General features: G+C 33.0%; 18 protein-coding genes and 1 tRNA gene. 8 read left to right on the top strand and 11 right to left on the bottom strand.

Annotated features, from left to right (window positions below):
• Positions 1-272: 272 nt before the first annotated feature.
• The 4 genes from MTP08_RS00920 to MTP08_RS00905 all read right to left on the bottom strand — a co-directional run bounded on the left by MTP08_RS00920 (position 273) and on the right by MTP08_RS00905 (position 6,379).
• Positions 273-983 (bottom strand): hypothetical protein, encoded by a 711-nt coding sequence (locus tag MTP08_RS00920; RefSeq protein WP_243576678.1) that lies wholly within the window; start codon positions 981-983, stop codon positions 273-275.
• Between the two features lie 141 nt (positions 984-1,124).
• On the bottom strand, positions 1,125-1,868 hold the full coding sequence (locus MTP08_RS00915) for a hypothetical protein (protein WP_243576676.1): 744 nt from the start codon (positions 1,866-1,868) through the stop codon (positions 1,125-1,127).
• An 88-nt stretch (positions 1,869-1,956) separates the two neighbouring features.
• Entirely contained in the window at positions 1,957-3,468 is a 1,512-nt protein-coding gene (locus tag MTP08_RS00910) for a RagB/SusD family nutrient uptake outer membrane protein (RefSeq protein WP_243576675.1), read from the bottom strand.
• Positions 3,469-3,490: 22 nt separating this feature from the next.
• On the bottom strand, positions 3,491-6,379 hold the full coding sequence (locus tag MTP08_RS00905; protein ID WP_243576674.1) for a SusC/RagA family TonB-linked outer membrane protein: 2,889 nt from the start codon (positions 6,377-6,379) through the stop codon (positions 3,491-3,493).
• Positions 6,380-6,519: 140 nt separating this feature from the next.
• Here MTP08_RS00905 and MTP08_RS00900 point away from each other — a divergent pair, with 140 nt between their 5' ends.
• Positions 6,520-8,445: a S8 family serine peptidase gene (locus MTP08_RS00900; protein WP_243576673.1), complete on the top strand. Its 1,926-nt coding sequence runs from the start codon at positions 6,520-6,522 to the stop codon at positions 8,443-8,445.
• A gap of 346 nt (positions 8,446-8,791) precedes the next feature.
• Here the strand turns inward: MTP08_RS00900 and MTP08_RS00895 are convergent.
• The 3 genes from MTP08_RS00895 to MTP08_RS00885 form a co-directional block, all read right to left on the bottom strand.
• A tRNA-Asn gene (locus MTP08_RS00895) sits at positions 8,792-8,865 on the bottom strand.
• Positions 8,866-8,944: 79 nt separating this feature from the next.
• Positions 8,945-10,291, bottom strand: coding sequence for an RIP metalloprotease RseP (gene rseP, locus MTP08_RS00890; RefSeq protein WP_243576672.1), 1,347 nt, complete (start codon positions 10,289-10,291; stop codon positions 8,945-8,947).
• A gap of 102 nt (positions 10,292-10,393) precedes the next feature.
• Positions 10,394-10,831, bottom strand: coding sequence for a DUF6646 family protein (locus MTP08_RS00885; RefSeq protein WP_243576670.1), 438 nt, complete (start codon positions 10,829-10,831; stop codon positions 10,394-10,396).
• Between the two features lie 133 nt (positions 10,832-10,964).
• Here MTP08_RS00885 and MTP08_RS00880 point away from each other — a divergent pair, with 133 nt between their 5' ends.
• Complete coding sequence (locus MTP08_RS00880) at positions 10,965-11,717, top strand: nitrilase-related carbon-nitrogen hydrolase (protein WP_243576669.1); 753 nt, start codon at positions 10,965-10,967, stop codon at positions 11,715-11,717.
• 7 nt (positions 11,718-11,724) lie between these two features.
• Here the strand turns inward: MTP08_RS00880 and MTP08_RS00875 are convergent, their stop codons facing one another.
• From MTP08_RS00875 to MTP08_RS00860, 4 genes are all read right to left on the bottom strand, one after another.
• A complete protein-coding gene (locus tag MTP08_RS00875; RefSeq protein WP_243576668.1) occupies positions 11,725-12,324 on the bottom strand; it encodes a DUF4126 domain-containing protein in 600 nt (199 codons plus the stop codon).
• A gap of 85 nt (positions 12,325-12,409) precedes the next feature.
• A complete protein-coding gene (rnpA, locus tag MTP08_RS00870; protein WP_243576667.1) occupies positions 12,410-12,799 on the bottom strand; it encodes a ribonuclease P protein component in 390 nt (129 codons plus the stop codon).
• On the bottom strand, positions 12,799-13,524 hold the full coding sequence (locus MTP08_RS00865; RefSeq protein WP_209390907.1) for a tRNA threonylcarbamoyladenosine dehydratase: 726 nt from the start codon (positions 13,522-13,524) through the stop codon (positions 12,799-12,801). Before MTP08_RS00865 ends, rnpA begins: the two co-directional genes overlap by 1 nt.
• Positions 13,517-14,143 carry a TatD family hydrolase gene (locus MTP08_RS00860; protein WP_243576666.1) on the bottom strand — a complete coding sequence of 209 codons (627 nt, stop codon included), beginning with the start codon at positions 14,141-14,143 and terminating at the stop codon, positions 13,517-13,519. Before MTP08_RS00860 ends, MTP08_RS00865 begins: the two co-directional genes overlap by 8 nt.
• A gap of 192 nt (positions 14,144-14,335) precedes the next feature.
• On the opposite strand from MTP08_RS00860, the gene MTP08_RS00855 reads away from it, so the two are divergent.
• The 6 genes from MTP08_RS00855 to MTP08_RS00830 all read left to right on the top strand — a co-directional run bounded on the left by MTP08_RS00855 (position 14,336) and on the right by MTP08_RS00830 (position 20,428).
• Complete coding sequence (locus tag MTP08_RS00855; RefSeq protein ID WP_209390905.1) at positions 14,336-14,965, top strand: TetR/AcrR family transcriptional regulator; 630 nt, start codon at positions 14,336-14,338, stop codon at positions 14,963-14,965.
• Positions 14,966-15,086: 121 nt separating this feature from the next.
• Entirely contained in the window at positions 15,087-16,082 is a 996-nt protein-coding gene (locus tag MTP08_RS00850) for an outer membrane protein assembly factor BamD (RefSeq protein ID WP_209390904.1), read from the top strand.
• 42 nt (positions 16,083-16,124) lie between these two features.
• Positions 16,125-16,451: a DNA-directed RNA polymerase subunit omega gene (locus MTP08_RS00845; protein WP_209390903.1), complete on the top strand. Its 327-nt coding sequence runs from the start codon at positions 16,125-16,127 to the stop codon at positions 16,449-16,451.
• 115 nt (positions 16,452-16,566) lie between these two features.
• Positions 16,567-17,769 (top strand): bifunctional phosphopantothenoylcysteine decarboxylase/phosphopantothenate--cysteine ligase CoaBC, encoded by a 1,203-nt coding sequence (coaBC, locus tag MTP08_RS00840; protein ID WP_243576665.1) that lies wholly within the window; start codon positions 16,567-16,569, stop codon positions 17,767-17,769.
• A gap of 37 nt (positions 17,770-17,806) precedes the next feature.
• A complete protein-coding gene (gene porD, locus MTP08_RS00835) occupies positions 17,807-18,706 on the top strand; it encodes a type IX secretion system protein PorD (protein WP_209390901.1) in 900 nt (299 codons plus the stop codon).
• A 72-nt stretch (positions 18,707-18,778) separates the two neighbouring features.
• Positions 18,779-20,428: a DNA repair protein RecN gene (locus MTP08_RS00830; RefSeq protein ID WP_243576664.1), complete on the top strand. Its 1,650-nt coding sequence runs from the start codon at positions 18,779-18,781 to the stop codon at positions 20,426-20,428.
• Positions 20,429-20,446: the final 18 nt, after the last annotated feature.

Below are 20,446 nucleotides of genomic sequence, written 5' to 3'. Positions count from 1 at the left end.
AATTTTGAAACCGAGAATATTAATAAACTGCTAAACTCTATTGTATTACTAAGTAAGAACATATTTAGAGAAAAAGAAAGCCTAATTAATTTCTATATTAATTAGGCCTCGTAATATCTTTAATTAAAAATTGCAAATTGCAATTTTTAATTTTTATAAAGAATAGGTAAGAAAAAATTTGTCGTTTTTATAACCTAATCAGATTTATTAAGAATACAAACATATCGATTAATAATTTATAATATATACAGTTTGTACGATACAAAGAATATCTATTTGTTTAGATAATTTACCAACTTAATGAGATCATTCTCATTCTCTAATTTAATTTTATTTGAATTAATAAAAGATTTTATATCATTTTTATTAGAATCGAAATTAGAAAGGAAATCTCTATTGTTCTTAGAAATTTTAATAAAAGCATTTTTAGTTTTAAGGTAATAAACTACATCCGCCTTCGAAAAATTAGCTGGTTTATCTGAAGAATATGAATTAGCTGCTGGAACAAACTCATTGTATTTAATATGTACTTTCTTATATAAAGAATTATTACCATTTACAAGTTCAAAAAAATAGCCTTTCTCATTTTCATTGGGACCATCAAAATAAACCATTGTGGTACCAGAATCTTGAAAAAAAATATTCTTAACATTAGCTGGTTTTAAAGCTAAAATTTCATCACCTTTTCTAAATTCTACTTCATCTCTATAAGCATTATATCGAGCCAAAGCAATTTCAGAATTGTTATCAAAAGTAAATTTAGCCGATTTAAAAAATTTGTCATAATAAGGAGTTCCGTTGATATCTTCATAAGTTAAAGGTTTATCTTTGGATGTAACAGAATTCAAATCATGCAATGTATGATCTGAAAATAAAGAACCTCCATTGTTTGACAAAGACGGAGTGTTGGTTGCTTGAGCTATTAAATTATTAACCACAAATACATTGATAGCTAAAATACTTATTTTAATGTATGTTCTCATATTATTAAATTTAATTTCTTGTGCTATTTATTTTAGATAAATTTTATTAAAAGTACAAAAAAAACCAAAGCAAATTAATGCTTTGGTTAAAAATATTTGAAATTATATTATATCAATATTCGTTATATTATGATATAATTTTTAATTACCAATAAAAGTTTCTTTTTGGTTACCCCAACCACCCACGTTAGGAATAGCGTAGTTTACAAAAAGTCTTACTTCTCTAGTACAAGGGTTAAAATATGAAACTTGAGTAGCATCAGTAGATTGTTTAGCCCAAACGTATCCTCCATTTGTAGCACTGTAAACTCCAGTATTTTGGTTATCTACAGTAACTACGTAAGTAAGAGGGTTATAATGTGCAACAAGATCCATTCCTGCTCCAAAAAACTCTTTTACCACGATAGCAGGATTCTGAGTGTCTAAAGGAGTCTTTTCAACAATTGAAAAATTTCCCCCTGGATCATTAAACCAAGTTTCTGTATTTGTAAAGTTACCATATAATTGGCTAACAGGACATTTTTTTGTATAACTTATTACATAAGTTTGATTAAAATTTGCATTAGCAATGGTATTAGATTTCAATCTCAAAATGATAAGTTTAGAAGAAGTAGTTGCTCCTGATTCTAGCAATCTAACTTGAAATTGACCACTTATTTTACCTGCTTGCAAAGTTTGCGTAGGATTAACAATTTGGAAATCTGTTCCTTCAACTGCTGTACTGAATTGTTTATCAGCAACTAGAGTTACTTGTGCGTCCGAACTTAACGTTTGCACAGTTCCGTAGTCTACCGTTACTGTCTTAAAGCCAGAACCTGCTTCTACAACGGCTGTTGTCTCTGTACCTTTATTGAAATGCAAAAATGCATCGCCATCATATACCACTGGCTCATCTTTACAACTTGTAACAAATAAAAGTATTGTTAGTGTTGATAGTATTGATAAAATATTATTTTTCATAAATAAACTAATTTTAATTATATCCTGGATTTTGTGTTACTGGATTTGAGTTTAATTCGTTTAATGGAATTGGAAGAGTAAATCTGTAATCAGAAGCAGGTAATGTAAGTGGCATTGTAGTATCAGTATCATCGTAAGCATCTCTATCAACACCTATATTTGCTCTATTTGTACCACCCAATCTTTTAATATCTACATATCTATGACCTTCAAAACATAACTCTAATCTTCTTTCAGTTAAAATTCCTCTAAACGCTTGTTGTGCTGTTGTATAGGTAACTGTAATTGAAGGGTCATTATTTCTAGCACCTTGAATAGCACTTATATAATTTGCTGCTGTAGCAAAATCATTTTGTCTAGCCGCTACCTCTGCTAGAATTAAAGCCATTTCTGAAACTCTAAACATCTTAATATCATTTCTAAGAAGTAAAGCCGCAGAAGCTGCATTAGTTTTTCCAGGATATTTATTAATTACAATTACATCTCTATTACGAGGATCGAAAGATGATGGATATTCAAAAATAGATGTTGCATCTACAAATGCAGTTTTTCTAACATCTGAATTACCAAAAAGGTTGTATAATTTTCTACCCATATCCCAGTTAACAGAACCATCTAAATCTGTTGTATTGGTAGTCCAAAGACTTGCAATATTAGACCAGCTACCTGTTGTACTATTAGGACGATATAGTGACCAAATTATTTCACCTCTTGCAGTATCTGCCCAAATTGTAGGATAAACCGATGCACTAGATAATGATAATCCACTAGTAGTAATTGCAGCAGTTGCATACGTTCTAGCTTTATTATCATCTTCTCTATAATTGTAATATCTTGCAGCTATTGCATTGATTGCTCCTTTACTTAGTGAATTTTGCACTGGTACAGAACCCGTATTTACTGTAGTTGTATTAGCATTTGCTAAAGCATATGTTAAATCAGACTCAATTAACTGAAAAATACTAGAGTTTGCTACTCTTGGTAGTTTCGGACCAAATATATCAGCAGGTTCAGTTGATAATATAACTCCTAAAGCATTTGGATCCTTCATATCTGTAGAAAAATAAGATTCTAAAGTAGTGTAAGCTAACGCTCTCATTGCTTTTGCTTGAGCCAAAATATTTAAATATAAATTTTTGTCTCCAGTAGATAAAGAATTAAAGTTAACATAAGTACTACCTTTAATTAAAATATTAACTTTATTAATAATATTATAATTATGCGTCCAAATACCTGCTACAGAACCATTAGCTGAGTTTAAAACAAATCTATGCGTTAAAATATCATCAGTACTAACACTACTAGGACCAAATCCAACTTCATCCGTAAAAATAGATGTAAAGTATATTTCATTTAATGGATTAAAGGCAGGATAAACCGCTCCATTAATGAATCTTTGCATATCTTCTACATTTTGAAATCTTGTAGGAATATCATTAATCTCCGCATCTTGTGTTATATCAATTGCATCTTTGCAAGACGTTAATAAAGCAAAAAATGATAATAATAAAAAAAACTTTTTCATAATTTAATAATTTAATTGACAGTTAAAAATCAATTGTTGCTCCAAGCATAAACATTCTTGGGTTAGGATAAATACTTAAACTAGATCCTACAATTGGTTCTGGGTCAAACCCTCTCCATTTTGTCCATGTATAGATATTCTCTGCTTGAACATACAGTTTAAGTCCTTGTATTGGAAGAGAGCTTAATTGTTGCTTTGTAAGAGAATAACCTAATGAAACTGATCTTATTTTTAGGAAAGAAGCATCTTTCAAGAAATAATCCGAATCTGCCGTATAATTCCAATTGCTTGCGTTCAAACTTGGAATATCGCTATTCGAGTTAGTTGGTGTCCAAGCATTAAGCAAGTCGCTTGACAAATTACTAGAACCCACAGCATTAGAACCAAGACCAACAGGATTTGCTAACCAATATAATGCATTATCAAATTTTCTAATACCTTGTTGGAATGTGAAGAGTGAGTTAAGGAAGAACCCTTTATAATTAGCTTCAAATCCGAAACTTCCGTTGTATTTTGGAATTGTACTGGCGTTTACATAAGAAGCATCAGAAATATCTGGAGTTTCTGTTACACCACCATCTTTAGTTTGGAATAATAAATTACCATTACTTTTGTTTACACCTGCATATTTATATACATACCACTGATATAGCTGTCTACCCGGCTCAATAACAGTACTTCCTGGCTCTTGCTTAGAACCTCTATCATAATCAATTACTTTTGTATAATTATAAGCTCCGTTTGCAAAAATTGAAAGTGCAAGATTTTCGTTATTAATAAGTTTATATCTAAGACCTAGTTCAACACCTCTGTTTGACAATTTACCATTATTACCCGATATTGTGAAAGAACCAGAAACTCCAGATGTATAAACTGAATTGAACAATTTATCTGTAACCTTATCATAAACATCAATAGTTCCTTCTAATCTATTATTGAAAGTTCTAAAATCTAAACCAACATTTGCCTGAGTAACTTCTTCCCATTGAGCATAAGGATTCCCGTAGCTAAAATTGAATGATGACTGGTTACCATATCCGGTAACATTAACAAATTGATCTCTTACAGCTCTATTTGCTGGTGTTAGAGGATTACCTCCAGCAGATGCAGCAACAATATTTTGGTTACCATTAGTACCATACGATGCACGCAACTTCAGCACATTAAATCCTGAATTCTGCATAAAGTCTTCTTTCTCGATGTTCCATCTACCAGAGACAGCCCAGAATGTTGCCCACTTATTTTCTCCAACAAATCTATAAGTAGCATCTCTTCTTATAGTTGCATTCAAGCCATATTTATCTGCGAAGTCATAATTAAATGTTCCAAAAAATGATAATGAACCTGCTCTAACTCTTCCCGCACTTACATTCGGCACATACGGAGATGTAGCAGAGTTATCAAATGGAATATATCCAGTTCCTGCTCCAGGTATATAAGTTCTTGGATCTAGTCCGTTCTGTCCAAATAACGTACTCTTTACTTGAACTTTATTATATTCCATGTTTGCAGAGGCATCAAATGAATGCTCTCCCGTTTTACCAGAATAGTTAACACTAGCAACATTATTAAAACTGAAGTCTTTACCAGTAGATTGTCTCTCGAATCCTCCATATTTAGCAGATCCCATTGTAACTAATGACAAATATGCCCAAGGTGCACGACCAAATACTCCATCACTTTGACGGAAATCAATACCCGCTTTATTTCCGATTGTAAAATTATCGGTCAATTTATATGTAGCACCAACGTTTGCCAATACAGTTAACTGATCTACGTAACTTGGTATACTATTAGGTCTTAAAATATCCTCTAAAACCCAAATATTTTGTCCACGGTCAAAATTTGTACCGATTGCATTTTGAAGATCTTTACCTGTTTGATATTTGTTAGCTTCTAAATAAGGTAACCCTTGTAAAACACCTAATAGTGGATTTTGTACAGAGTTATTTCTAATTCCAGAATTAGTTTCTTCGTTTAGTTCGTATCTTCTAGAAAAACCTAGTCCTAACTGAGCGTTAACATTTAATTTATTATCATTAGATCTAGCATTTAAGTTTGATCTTAATGAAAATCTTTTAAAACTTGTTGTTGGAACCGCTCCTCCTTGCTCCATATATCCAAAAGAGTTATATGTAGAGATGTTTTTTCCACCAGTAGATATTGATAAATCATGCGACTGATAAAGTTCTGGTTTGAAGAAACGTTTAGCCCAATCAGTATCTGTTCCTTTTTGAAACCCTTCTTTAGCTAATTCATAACCTGGCTGATTAATATCAATTCCAAAGTTTTTCATAATTTGAAAATACTCTTGAGAATTTGCTAGATTATACTTAGTTAAAGGACGTAATGACAAACCTGTATTAGCCGTATAGCTAAATTTAAGCCCACTATTATATCTACCTCTCTTAGTTTTAATTACTACAACACCGTTTGCTCCTTTATTTCCATAAAGAGAAGTTGCACCTGCATCTTTCAATACAGTATAAGATTCAATGTCATTAGGGTTTAAGTTTCTAAACTCAGATGAGTTAGATGGAACATCATCAATAACAATTAAGGCATCAGTATTACCATTAATTGAACTGGTTCCTCTAATCAAAAGGCTAAATTTTGCAGATCCAGGGCTTCCAGATCCCGCATTCATAAGCACACCAGGCGCAGAACCTTGTAGTGATTGAAGCATATTAATGTTTGGACGATCTTTCATGAAAATCTCTCCAACAGTGTTAGATGCAACAGTTGATTTTGCCTGAGTAATTGTTTTTGAAAAACCAAGCAATACTACTTCTTCAATTTTTTTTTCTGTTGTACCTGTGTCAAGTTTCGGTTTTTTTTCTTGAGCTAATATTGTTTGCCCTCCAATAAAAAACAGCATACCTGCAGTTATTACACGTAATTTCACATTCATATTAACAAAAATTTAATATTATTTGTTGCAAATATGTTAATAATTATTAAAACCACCAAATATTTTAACTTTTATTTTGGGTCTAACTTTTATATATTATTTGGAAATTACATATATTTGTCTAAATTTAATAATTAATAATGAAAAAGCATGTATATTTATTAAGCTATTTGTTTTTAAGCCCGATTCTATTGAATGCCCAAACTGCATCGGAAAGAAAAATAATTGCTGAACAATCTAATAAATCTGGTAACATTTTATTACAACAGAAATTATCACAAGAAAATTTAGAAAGAAAAGCGAGACTTGCAAATTTTTTAAAAACAAATCCAAACTATAATCCTATTACAAAAATAGGAGAATATGGGACACAGGAGTTATTAGATGTTTTACCAAATGGAGAAAAAGTTTTTGCTAGAACAGATAATGAGGGAGCAGCTCTTACAGCTAGAGCAAACACTCTTTACAATGGAGGTTCTCTAGGCATAAATATCCAAGGACAAAATATGATAGCAGGTGTTTGGGATGGAGGAAATGTAAGAGATACCCATATAGAATTTATGGTAAACGGCGCTAGTAAAATTACAAATCTTGATGGTTCACCTTATCATGATCACGCTACTCACGTTGCAGGCACAATATGCGCACAAGGTATTATTTTATCAAGTGTAAGAGGCGTGGCATTCAATTCTTCTGTAAGGTCCTACAATTGGGATAATGATTTATCTGAAATGACAAGTGAAGCTGGAAGCGGATTATTAGTATCTAATCATTCTTATGCATCCGGCCAACTAAGCAGTGCTTGGTACTATGGTGCGTATGATTCTCGTGCACAACAAGTTGATAACATTACCTATAACAACCCATTTTATTTACCTGTATATGCAGCAGGTAATGACAGAAATGTAACAACCCAACCAGCATTATCACAATTAAATGCGAAAAATGGTTATGATTTAATATTTGGACATGCAAATGCGAAAAATGCTCTTACCGTTGCTGCCGTCTATAAGGTAGATCCTTATACTGGTTCATCAAGTGTAACAATGTCTCCCTTTAGCAGTTGGGGACCATCGGATGACGGTAGAATTAAGCCCGAAATCTCAATGAAAGGTGTAGACGTAAGATCTACCTTAGCAATCGCTGATAATGCAACAGGATTAATGTCTGGTACATCAATGGCGGCACCTGGTATTACTGCAGTCACTTTATTGCTTCAGCAATATCATAACCAATTATATTCTAATTATTTGAAATCTGCTTCAGTAAAGGGATTAATACTCCATACCGCTGATGAAGCAGGAAGTACTCCTGGTCCAGATTACAAATTTGGATGGGGATTGGTAAATGCACAAAAAGCAGCTATTACAATTAGAGATAAAAACTCAACTGGCGCAAATCAAAGCATTATCCAAGAACTTAATCTTACGAGTGGGTCTACTTACAGCAAAACTATAACAGCATCAGGCACAAACCCTTTAAAAGTTTCTATATCTTGGACAGATCCACAAGCTTCTCAATTTCTTGTAAATAATGGAGCTACAGATCCAAACGACAAGTATTTGGTTAATGATTTAGATGTAAAAGTTATTAAAGATGGTAACACATATTATCCTTGGAAACTACAAGGAATGTCTAATCCTTCTGCAGCCGCAACAAACTCAGGAACAAATGATGTAGATAACTTTGAGAGAGTCGATATTAATAATCCTTCAGGAACTTATACTATAGTAGTTACTAATAAAGGCAATTTACGTTCTGGTAGCCAAAATTTCACATTAATTGTTACCTCCGATAATTTATCTAATTTATCTACTAATGATTTGGTTAAAAATAATGACTTGAAAGTAGATGTATTCCCTAATCCCGCAAGCGATTTTATTCAAATTAATGATAAAGATGATAATATCGTTGTTAACATTTATGATGTATCTGGTAAACTTGTATTAACATCTAAACTTACCGAAAAGAGACTAAATATTAGTAGCTTACTGAAAGGGGATTATGTTGGTAATTATATTAATAAAAATGGACAAATAAAGAGCTTTAAATTCATAAAAAAATAATTATAAGACTTACTTACGTATTATATAATTATAATAAAATTAGAGATTGCTGTTTTTACGGCAGTCTCTTTTCTTTTTTAGGTGATGGTCTTTGAAGAATGTAAAATTGAAAGGATATTGACTAGGATAAAAAGTTATAAAGGCAAAAAGTCTTTTCTTTTTTATACCTGAATACATTCTACCCTATATTGATTCGAATATTTTGTCAGGAACATAAACGAACTACCGAAATGCACTTTGAACAAAAATGAAAAATTAACTTTATAAGTCGTTTTACATATCAAAACTCTTGTAGAAATCTTGTAAAAGAAATAAAAAAAGACTTACATTTCTGTAAGTCTTTTTGCTCCTCCTGCTGGGCTCGAACCAGCGACCCTCTGATTAACAGTCAGATGCTCTAACCAACTGAGCTAAGGAGGAATGTCCTTGTTTTTAAGTGGTGCAAATATAGGACAGATATTTATACCACGCAAATATTTTTCAAATATTTTTCAAAAAATTATAATGTTCCCGAAATCCACTTGAAAATATCGCTTCCGAAGATAAGAACCATTAATCCTAAAAGGAATATAACTCCCACCATTTGAGCATTTTCCAAAACTTTTTGCGGAACAGGTTTTCCTACAATCATTTCATACAGTGTGAAAATAACATGTCCACCGTCTAATCCCGGAATAGGAATTAAATTTAAGAAAGCCAACCATACAGAAAACATTGCAGTAAATCCCCAAAACCAGCTCCAGTCTATAGAAAGGCTTCCGTTTTCTGATTTCTTTACTTCCATTTTATTGATGATCGCTAAAGGACCTCCCACTTTTTTATATCCCTGTACCTTTTTGTTAAAAACAAGTTTAAATTGTTTAATCTGATAAGTCAAACTTTCAATGGTTAAGGTAAATCCTCTCTGAACAGCACCCGCAAAACCATAATCTATGTGTTTATTGTACTTTTCAATCTGTTTCATGGCATTAATTCCTATTGCTCCCTCTTTAGATACAGGCACTTTAAGATCTACAACATTATGATCTCTCAATACTTTAAGATCAATCGTTTTTCCAGCGAACTGAGTTGCAATTGGTCTTACCTCATCAAAAAAATGAATGGTTTTACCGTTGATTTCAGTAATTTGATCTCCAACTTTTAAACCTGCGTCTTTTGCTTCTTTAAAGGCAATAGTATCAATTACCGGCAGTAATCTCGGAGTAAGAAAAGATCTTGGCTCTGGATCATTAAATGCCAAAGCTTTACCGTCATCGTTGGTATGAAAAGTAACTTCTTTACCTTTTCTTTCCACAGTAACTTCATCGCTCAATAAAACGTCTAATGCCAATTTTTTGAAGTCCTTCTGAGTTTTCCCATCCACTTTAAGGATTTTATCTCCATCTTCAAACCCCATTTTTTTTGCTGCATCCGAATAACTTAAAGGCGTAGTCATTTTTTCAGCTTCAAAAATATTTTCTCCATTGTTTGCCATAAGACAAGAAAAAATTATCCATGCAAGAAAAAAGTTTACCGTAACTCCTCCCAACATGATAATTAACCTTTGCCACGCTGGTTTTGCACGAAATTCCCAAGGTTGTGCAGGTTTTTTAAGCTGTTCGGTATCCATGCTTTCGTCTACCATCCCGGCAATTTTCACATAACCACCAAATGGCAGCCAACCAATTCCGTATTCTGTTTCTCCAATTTTCTTTTTCACCACAGAAAACCAAGGATCAAAGAACAGGTAAAACTTTTCTACTTTAGTTTTAAACCATTTCGCAGGCAGAAAATGCCCCAATTCATGAAGAATAACCAGAATAGAGATACTTAATATAAATTGAAAAATTTTGATTGCTAATTCCATTAATTATTTTTAAATTTTAATTTGCAAAGGTAAGAATTATCAATAGGATGCCAAATAAAAAAGCTCCTCATAATGAGAAGCTTTGTCAGATGTTTTATGTATTTAGAAATTAAATGAAACCCCAAGACTGCCGTTATTACCGACTTCGGCAAAAACACCAATACTATCTGTGAAAAAGTATCTTGCTCCGATATGAGCTCCGATACCAAAATCTCTTCCTAAAACACCCAAATCCACACCGGGATAAATATCTAATTGCTGAGGCAAATCTAACGTTTCTCTAAGATGAAAATTTACACGCCCGAAAACAAAAACTCTATTGTCTTTATTATTATCTCTATAATTATCAAAATAAATATTTCCCCCGGCTCCAACGGAAATAAGTTTGTTGAGACCATAATCATACGTTGCGGCAATACCGGTTCCGTACCCCCAAGCGTTAAGCCCTGCATTTACTTTATGATCTCCCTTTCCGGTATATGCCTGAGCATTAGTTGCGATTCCGGCAAAAAACAGCATCATTAAAACAATTTTCTTCATACTCTTCAAATTTATATTAAAAAATATCTGCATCAAAAATAAAACCGAAATCAATTTAAAATCTTACTTTTATACTGAAAATAGGTTTCATTTGAATGATTCAAATTTAATACATTTAAGAAAAAATCGCCGCATGAGAATTACCGGAATCAATTTAGATATCATTTGGAAAGATAAAAAGCAGAATTTTGAAAAAATTTCTGAAATACTGAACAACGAAAGTGCAGATTTATTTCTTCTTCCAGAAATGTTTTCTACCGGGTTTTGTATGGATGCAGACGAAATATCCGACAGAAATGAAGAATCTTTAGAATTTTTAAAGAAAATATCCAAAGAAAAAAATGCAGCTTTTTGTGGTAGTGCTTCTATTGAGCATGAAGGAAATTTTTATAACAGAATGTATTTTGTGAAACCGAATTCTGATGTTATCTTTTATGACAAAAGACACCTTTTTTCTTTTTCGGGTGAAGACAAAGTTTATACTCCCGGTAAAGAAAGAGTTATTGTAGAATATGGCGGCTTCAGGTTTTTACTACAAGTTTGCTATGATCTTCGTTTTCCGGTTTTTTCCCGAAACAATAACGATTACGATGCCATTTTATACGTTGCCAACTGGCCGGAAAAAAGAGTTGCCGCATGGGAACATTTGCTAAAAGCCAGAGCTATAGAAAACTTATCTTATGTATTTGGATTAAACAGAACCGGCACAGATGGAAATAATCTTTTCTACCAAGAAAGTTCTCATTGCTTTTTTGCAGATGGCAGAGAAGTTTCCGACAAAAAAGATAATTTAATTTCAGCTGAATTAAATATAACTGAACTAGAAAATTTCAGAAGCCATTTTCAGTTTTTGAACGACAGAGATGATTTTACAATTCAACTATAAGTTCATTTCAGTTTTGTTTGCTTAATAATTTTTTCCACGCTTTTCTTCCGAAAAAAACAACCAGTACAACACAAAAAATAGCAATTAATGCCGCAATTACAGGAATTACCATTGCCAATACAGTCATAATTCCTGCTCCGGCAGTTTCCGAACTTCCTACAATATTATTTCCCACACCTGCGGTTGTTGTGGTAGAAACAGCCCGTATTCCTGCAAAACCAGAGCTGATGGTTGCCGCTGTTCCTCCTCCCGCAATAATCGCCAATCCCCATTGAGGAACAGTACCCAAACCTGCAAACTGACTCGCAAAAAGCACAGAGCCTGCCACACTTGCCATTGGAACCGCAATGGTATCTAAAAAATTATCCACAACGGGTATATAATATGCTAAAATCTCAACTAAAGTCGTAATTCCTGTAGTAATAAGAGCAGGAAGTGTTGAAAGCCATTCAAAAGTATTAAGAGAAGGAATCCAATGAAAATAAGACGCAAGACTTACCAAAAACATCGGGAGAAAAACCCGAAATCCCGTTGCAGCCGAAAGTCCGATTCCTAAAAAAGCACTAAGTAGAAAATCAAAATAAGGAATCTGATTTAAAGTATCCATTCGTGTAATATTTAACTAAAGCTACAAAAATTTATATGATTGGAGAGATAAAAAAATTGCACCCCAAAGAGTGCAGTCATTTTCTTTAAAAATTTAGTTTTTTTGGGGGGGTCTGAGATTCGCAAAGCTGAATAAACTCAGCCTCAACATCCTGAAATTTTTGCGGTATATCTTTTGAAATCCAAAAGAGCATGGCAATAGTTTTCTCTCCGAAACTTTTTCTAAAAAGGGTTTTGTTCAGGCGATAACATTCTCTCAAAAGTCTTTTAATTCGATTCCTGTGAACTGCCTTTTTAAAATATCTTTTTGAAACCGAAACACCAAACTTCACCCCTTCCATTGGCAAATTTGGATGATTTTTAAGAATAATCGCCCTGAGGTTTCCAGAAGTTTTCCATTTTCCTTTGGCAAAAAGAATATCTATTTCTGCTTTTTTCTTCAGCTTTTCGGCTTTCGGGTATTTGTAGTCTGACATTAATTTTTATTCACTAAATAATTAATTACTTCCGCAGCGGCATACAACCCAAAAATTGCAGGAATGTAACTTATGGTTCCATAAAAAGACCTTTTATAATTAGTTCCATCGGTCATTTTTAAACTGTCATCTTTCTGAAGTTCATTAGAAAAAACACACTTGAATCCTTTATTTATCTTTTCCTTTCGTAATCTTTTCCTTATCTGTCTCGCAAGATAGCAGTTTTGAGTTTTACTGATATCCCTTACCATGACTTTAGACGGGTCTGTTTTACCTCCAGCTCCCATAGAACTGATGAGTTTTATTCTTCTTCTTTTAGCAGATTTTATTAAAGTAAGTTTTGGGGTAACACTATCAATACAATCCAAAATATAGTTAAAATTTCCGCTATCGAGAATTTCATCCATTCTTTCGGGATTCAGAAACTCATTTATTTTAATTAAATTCAGGGCAGGATTGATATCCAAAAGTCTTTCTGCCACAACATCTACTTTATTTTTTCCTACCGTAGAATGTAAAGCCGGCAATTGCCTATTGATATTGGTAGTATCTACCGTGTCACCATCTACAATCGTCATATTTCCTACTCCAGCTCTAGCCAAAAATTCTGCTGCGAAAGAACCAACACCTCCTAATCCTACTACCAGAACAGAAGCACTGTTCAGTTTTTGCAAACCTTCTTCTTTAATGAGCAGTTCTGTTCTTTCCAGCCAATATTTATCCATTTTTTAACGTATCTAAATTTTCTAAAATCTGCGAATGAAGTTTTTCCAAAGAAATCCCTTTAAGTTCAGAAACCTTGAGGTATAAGTCTGCGATATTAAAATTATCGTTATCCGTTTCTAAAAAAAATTTATCTAAAGGAATTTTTTTCACCGTATTCTGCAAAGATAAATTATACAGTACAGCTTTTCCAAAACTTAAATAAAAATTATTCTTTAGCAAATCTTCGGCTACCTTTTCTTTTTTATTAAAACCATGGATAATCATTGGCTGTTGAGAAAATTTTCTAAAAGAAATAATTTCATAAAACTTTCTCACACAATGGATAATAATTGGTTTATTAAAATCATTTGCCATTTGAATCTGTCTTAAAAAAACATCCTCCTGAAGTTTCATGCTTGATAGAACTGTAGAATCTAAACCGCACTCTCCTATCGCAAAACAGTTTTCAGAAATTACGGACTGTAACCATTTAAACTGATTTTCTATATTTTCCTCGTCAATATCTTTAGGATGAATTCCTGCAGAATACAAAAAATCGGGTGCACTGGTTTCTATATCTATATTATAAATTCCATAAGCTACCTGTTTTTTATGATGATGAAAATCAAAAAATTCCATAACCAAAAATACAAATTTTGAAAAAGATAATCATTAAAGAATACGAAGAGAGATTTTCACTATATAATTTTAAAAACCTTTAAACCATTCAAAAACTAAACAAAACAGATAATTCTATTTAAGAATCGCAAAAAATCATCAAACAAACATTTTGCATCAAATTAAAAATACTTATTTTTACTAAAAACTGATATGGCTAAAAAATTTACGGATAAACAGATGCACATTCTGGATGTTGCCGAAGAGCTTATTGCCCAAAAAGGATATGAAGGCACTTCGGTAAGAGATATTTCCTCAAAAGCCAATATTAATGTAGCCATGATTTCTTATTACTTCGGTTCCAAAGAAAAAATGATGTCTTCGCTTTACCAATATCGTGTGCTAAAGACCAGAGAAAACTTTTCTGAATTTACAGATACAATAAAGAACGGAAAGCCGGAAATGCAGATGAAGGAAATTATAAAGTACATTGTAAATCAGCTTTTTAAATACAATTACTTTCATGGTTTTGTAACCCAAGAACTTCGGCACACCGAAAGTTTAAGAGATGAATTGATGGAATTTTACCAGCTTTTTGTAAGAAAACTGGATGAAGTTATAAAAAAAGGAGTCGTTACAGGTGTTTTCACTTTTACACCAAAACCTGAAGATCTTCTCACCACCATTATTGGTTCTACTCTTTTTGTAATTCGGAATAAAAGTTTTTACGAAATGTATGTTCCTCATAAAAACGCAGAAACCTACCAAAAAGAAGCTGAGAAAAAAGTAAAAATGAATTTACTGATGAGTGTTTTTGCCGTTTTGGGATACGCTTCAGAATAGGAAAAATTATCACTTTTGCTTTCCTTTAACGTTAAAAAATCATAAAAAAAAATCTTTTAGCAAAAAAGTTATATTTTTGCAAATTGATAGTACGGTAAACCCGTGAACTGTTACAATGTATATGAAAAAATATATTTTAGGTATTTTCGCCGTTGCTGTTTTGGCAGCATGTAAAAGTCAGCAGGAAAAAGCTCTGAGAAGTGCAGATAAAAATTTTATTCTGAAAACTGCTAACGAAAATTTTGCTAAAAAGAAATGGAAAAATGCTTTAGCATTATACGATAGACTTCCTAATCTGGTTGCCGGTACAGATGATGCGCCGAATGTAGTCTTCAATTCTGCATACGCTAATTATTACGACAAAAACTATAGACTTGCAGGAAATCAGTTTAAAAACTTCTCTGTAAGTTTCCCGCAAGACAGCCGCAAAGAAGAAGCAGCTTACATGTCTGCTTTGTGTTATTATAATGGCTCTATGGACTATAACCTGGATCAGTCGAGCACAGAATTGGCTATTAATGAGCTACAGGAATTCATCAACAATTATCCGAATTCCGAAAGATCAAAAAACATCAATACAATGATTGATGAGCTTTCTTATAAGCTGGAATTTAAAGCTTATGAAAATGCTAAACAATACTACAAAATGGGAGATTACAAATCTACATCCGTTGCATTTGAAAATGTTCTGGAAGATTTCCCAAGTACAAAGCTTCGTCCAAAAATCTATGATTATATCCTGAATGCACGTTATTTTCTGGCAATGAGATCCAACTTTGAGCTGAAAGACGAACGTATAGATAATGCTTTAGCTTTCACCAAACAAGTAGAAAAGGAACTTCCTAATTCTCAGGCCGCCAAAACAGCTGCAGACTTAAGAGAAAAGCTTGAAAAGGAAAAGAAAGATTTTGTAATAGTTAAAAAACAAAATGACGAAAGAATAGCTTTGCTTACTGCCAAACAGAAAAGAATAGCAGATAAACAAGCGAAAGACTCTAAAACAGAACAGCAGATTAAAGATCAAATCTCTCACGAAAAGCAGGCAATGCAGATCCAGAGAGACAGTGCAGCGATAAATACACCACCACCTGCAGCGACTTTCAGAATTCAAAGATAATTCGTAAATTTGCCAACTTATAATTAAATTAATTTTCTCAAAATGAGCGTAAAAGATACAAAAGCAGAAGTAAACACCATTACTTACGATAAAGATAAGATTGAAGACAAAGTAAACTCAATCTATGAAGCTATTGTTATCATGGGAAAAAGAGCAGAACAGATTAACGCAGAAATCCGTACTGAATTACACAATAAATTAGACGAATTTGCGGTACACAACTCTACTTTGGAAGAAGTTTTTGAAAACAGAGAGCAAATTGAAATTTCAAAACACTACGAAAAACTTCCTAAACCTACTTCTATTGCCATTCAGGAATGGTTAGATGGTGAAGTTTACTTCAGAAAAACTGAAGACAGACAGAAGTAATCAATTTTTTAATATTATAGGCAAAGGTCATAGAAGAGTTCTTTTATGACCTTTACTGTTTATAGTAATCTTTGTGAAAAAAAATAAGTAAATTAGTCCTTTAAAAATTTCTTTCATGAGCATATCAGGAAAAAAAATTCTCATTGCAGTTTCTGGCGGCATCGCAGCATATAAAATTCATTTTCTGATTAGAGAACTTATCAAAAAAGATGCAGAAGTACAGGTAATTATGTCTCCTGATGCAGAAAATTTTGTAACCAAACTAAGTCTTTCTACCCTTTCCAAAAAACCTGTGTATTCAGATTTTTACAGCGAAAACGGAACATGGAACAGCCATGTAGAAATGGCACTTTGGGCAGATATTATTCTGGTTGCACCATGTACCGCAAATACTTTAGCAAAAATGATCCACGGTATTTGCGACAATCTTCTTATTGCAACTTATATGTCTGCTAAATGCCCTGTTTTTATTGCTCCCGCAATGGATTTGGATATGTATCAACATCCTTCCACCAAAAACAATCTGGAAATGGCAGAAGATTTCGGACACATCGTAATTCCTGCCGAAAGCGGAGAGCTTGCAAGCGGTTTGTACGGACAAGGAAGAATGGCAGAACCAGAAACCATTGTAAAAACAATAGAAGATTTTTTTGAATCTCATCTTAAAAAAAGTTTACTGGGGAAAACCGTATTAATTACAGCTGGACCTACTTACGAAGCTATAGATCCTGTAAGATTTATCGGAAATCATTCATCCGGTAAAATGGGTTTTTCTTTAGCAGAAGAAGCAGCAAAAAGAGGAGCCAAAGTTATTCTTATTTCTGGACCCTCATCTTTAAAAACCACCCACCAAAATATTGATTTGTATAGAATTACCTCTGCAAAAGAAATGTACAATAAGGTTTTTGAATTTTACAGTCACACCGATATTGCCATTGCAAGTGCTGCCGTTGCAGATTATACTCCAAAAGAAGTTTCTCCTGAAAAAATTAAAAAAAATGATGAAAACCTAACCATAGAACTCATCAAAAATCCGGATATTCTAAAAGCGATGGGCGAGCAAAAAACCCATCAGACGCTCGTAGGTTTTGCCCTTGAAACACAAAATGAAGAAGAAAATGCAAAAGCTAAACTAGAGAAGAAAAATTTAGACCTCATTGTTTTAAATTCTCTTCGCGATGAAGGAGCAGGTTTTAAAAATGACACCAACAAAATAAAAATTTTCTCAAAAAAAGAAGTATTTGATTTTGTGCTGAAATCTAAAGAAGAGGTTGCTAAAGATATACTTGATTGTATTGAAACCCAAATTTTAAAATAATTGTTATAAATTTCCGTTCTGAATATTTAATAAAAAAATGAAAAAAACAATCATACTTTTTTTTCTGATCCTGTTTAATTTTGGTTTTTCCCAGGAAATCCTTGCTACAGTTCAGGTAAACTCTCAACTTTTAGGCGGAAGTAACACTCAGGCATACAAATCATTAGAGAAAAGCTTAAGAGATTTCATTAATAATACGAGCTGGACAGGCAGAAAACTTCAGAATTTTGAAAAAGTAAAATCTAATTTCGCAATTGTTCTCAGCGAAAGAGACGGAAACAAGTATAAAGGATCTATCGTTGTACAGGCAGTTCGCCCAGTTTACAACACCTCTTACGAGTCGCCGCTGCTTAATCTTCAGGACACAAAATTCGGTTTTGAATACGCAGAAAACGAAAATTTAATATTTAATGAAAGACAATTTTCTGGCAGAAACCTCATCGATGTCATCAGTTTTTATGTATATCTTATTTTAGGGTACGATGCAGACAGCTTCCAATCTATGAGCGGATCGCAATGGTTTTCTAAAGCCCAGCAAATTGCCCAAAACTCTCAGAACAGAGGTTATGAAGGCTGGAACCAAATTAATGAACCAAGAAGCAGATCTATTTTAATTGGAGAAATACTGAATCCTAATATGAGCCAGCTTCGGGCTACAATGTACACCTATCACAGAGCAGGATTAGACGCTTTATACAATCAGGATCAGACTCAGGCTAAGAAAATTATTGCTGATGCTTTGCTGCAGCTTAAAATATATGAAAACACTTTTCAGCAAAATTATTTCTTCAATCTGTTTATGGATACCAAAGCCGATGAAATTTTCAATATTTTCAATTCAGGCAATAATGGTGGCGTAAACATGAACGAACTGAAGCAGCAAATGATTATTTTCTCTCCAAAAAATGCAGATTCTCGTTGGAATAAATGGAAATAACCCCGTACAAATCCCAAATTCTGATTTCCAAATTTTATCTTTGCAGTATTAAATGAAATCTGCTACCGATTTATGCTTTCGAGAATTTACATTAAAAATTTTGCACTAATTGATGCTCTTGAAGTTTCCTTAAACAATGGTTTACAGGTAATTACGGGAGAAACCGGAGCCGGAAAATCTATTATTCTAGGTGCACTCAGGCTTATTTTAGGAGAAAGAGCAGATATAAAATCTATTTCTAAAACCGATGAGAAAAGCATTGTAGAAACTGAGTTTGATTTAAACAATCAGTTCAAAAAGTTTTTCATTGAAAATGATCTGGATTATGAACATCAAACCATTATCCGAAGAGAAATTTTACCTTCAGGAAAATCCAGAGCTTTTATTAACGACGTTCCGGTAACTTTGGATATCCTTAAAGAACTTTCTTCGCAACTTATTGATATTCATTCTCAGTTTGAAACATCTAATCTTTTTACCCAAGAATATCAGTTTAAAATTATTGACGGGCTTTCTGAGAATAAAACAATTATAGAAAATTATCAGCAGGAATTTTTGGAGTTTCAGAGCCTTAAAAATCAGCTGAAAAAACTTCAAACCCAACTTTCAGAAAGTACTAAAGAAAGCGATTACAAACTTTTTCTTCTTAATGAACTGGAAGATCTGAAATTAGACGATCTTAATTTTGAAGATCTTCAAAACCAACTTTCCGTACAGGAAAATGCCGGAATGATCTCTGAAAATCTGGCTCAGATATTATCGAGATTTCATCAGGAAGAAGTGGGAATTCTTTCATTCTTCAATGAGGCAAAATCTAAACTTTCTAAAATTGCAGAGGTTTCCCATACATTTACCGAACTCAACGAAAGGCTGGAAACTTCGTTTGTGGAAGTAAAAGACATTATTTCTGAATTGGAGAACGAAGCAGACAAAGTAGAAATTAATCCCGAAAATTTAGCCCAGATTTCAGAATTAAACAATAAAATCAATGCTTTATTCTTAAAACATAATGTTTCAGACATCAAAAGCTTGGTTGAAATAAGAGATCAGCTTTCGGGAGAACAAAAAGGAACTGCGGAAACAGAAATTCAGATAAAAGAAATTCTGGAAGATATTTCCAACAAAGAAGAATCTATGGAAAGTTTAGTACAAAAGCTTTCTAAAAACAGAAAAAAGAGTATCCCTGTTTTCGTAAAAAAAACAGAAGATTTGCTTAAAAAATTAGGTCTGGAAAAAGCTAAAGTGGATATTGAACTCGGTATTTCCCAAGATTTTAACTCATTCGGGAAAGAAAATATTCAGTTATTATTTCAGGCAAACTCGGGGTTTCCTTTGAAGCCCATTCAGACTGCAATTTCTGGCGGTGAAAGGTCTAGAGTAATGTTGGCGGTAAAAAAAATTATTGCTGAAAGTGATGAACTTCCGACTTTAATTTTAGATGAAATCGACACCGGTGTTTCCGGAAAAGTTGCCGAAGAAATAGGAAATCTGATGCGAGAAATGTCTGAAGATATGCAGCTGATTGTTATTTCTCACTTAGCACAGGTTGCTGCAAAAGGAAATGACAATTATAAAGTGATAAAGCAGGATGTTAATGGGAAAACCCAATCTACTATTATCCCGCTGAACGATGAAGAAAAATTGAATGAAATTGCACAGTTACTTTCAGGCAGTAAGATTACCGAAGCCGCTTTAACGCAGGCTAAAGAGTTAATTGGATAAAAAGTTTACTTCCTGATT

This window comes from Chryseobacterium oryzae, from assembly GCF_022811665.1.
GTDB classification, from domain to species: Bacteria; Bacteroidota; Bacteroidia; order Flavobacteriales; family Weeksellaceae; genus Chryseobacterium; species Chryseobacterium oryzae.
The sequence above is the reverse complement of the archived record's forward strand: the minus strand, read 5'-3'. Positions and strand labels throughout refer to the sequence as shown.

Coding starts and splice junctions, on each gene's coding strand:
- MTP08_RS00920 (WP_243576678.1), bottom strand. CDS start 983: ATGAGAACATACATTAAAATAAGTATTTTAGCTATCAATGTATTTGTG.
- MTP08_RS00910 (WP_243576675.1), bottom strand. CDS start 3,468: ATGAAAAAGTTTTTTTTATTATTATCATTTTTTGCTTTATTAACGTCT.
- MTP08_RS00905 (WP_243576674.1), bottom strand. CDS start 6,379: ATGAATGTGAAATTACGTGTAATAACTGCAGGTATGCTGTTTTTTATT.
- MTP08_RS00900 (WP_243576673.1), top strand. CDS start 6,520: ATGAAAAAGCATGTATATTTATTAAGCTATTTGTTTTTAAGCCCGATT.
- rseP (WP_243576672.1), bottom strand. CDS start 10,291: ATGGAATTAGCAATCAAAATTTTTCAATTTATATTAAGTATCTCTATT.
- MTP08_RS00885 (WP_243576670.1), bottom strand. CDS start 10,831: ATGAAGAAAATTGTTTTAATGATGCTGTTTTTTGCCGGAATCGCAACT.
- MTP08_RS00880 (WP_243576669.1), top strand. CDS start 10,965: ATGAGAATTACCGGAATCAATTTAGATATCATTTGGAAAGATAAAAAG.
- MTP08_RS00875 (WP_243576668.1), bottom strand. CDS start 12,324: ATGGATACTTTAAATCAGATTCCTTATTTTGATTTTCTACTTAGTGCT.
- rnpA (WP_243576667.1), bottom strand. CDS start 12,799: ATGTCAGACTACAAATACCCGAAAGCCGAAAAGCTGAAGAAAAAAGCA.
- MTP08_RS00865 (WP_209390907.1), bottom strand. CDS start 13,524: ATGGATAAATATTGGCTGGAAAGAACAGAACTGCTCATTAAAGAAGAA.
- MTP08_RS00860 (WP_243576666.1), bottom strand. CDS start 14,143: ATGGAATTTTTTGATTTTCATCATCATAAAAAACAGGTAGCTTATGGA.
- MTP08_RS00855 (WP_209390905.1), top strand. CDS start 14,336: ATGGCTAAAAAATTTACGGATAAACAGATGCACATTCTGGATGTTGCC.
- MTP08_RS00850 (WP_209390904.1), top strand. CDS start 15,087: ATGAAAAAATATATTTTAGGTATTTTCGCCGTTGCTGTTTTGGCAGCA.
- MTP08_RS00845 (WP_209390903.1), top strand. CDS start 16,125: ATGAGCGTAAAAGATACAAAAGCAGAAGTAAACACCATTACTTACGAT.
- coaBC (WP_243576665.1), top strand. CDS start 16,567: ATGAGCATATCAGGAAAAAAAATTCTCATTGCAGTTTCTGGCGGCATC.
- porD (WP_209390901.1), top strand. CDS start 17,807: ATGAAAAAAACAATCATACTTTTTTTTCTGATCCTGTTTAATTTTGGT.
- MTP08_RS00830 (WP_243576664.1), top strand. CDS start 18,779: ATGCTTTCGAGAATTTACATTAAAAATTTTGCACTAATTGATGCTCTT.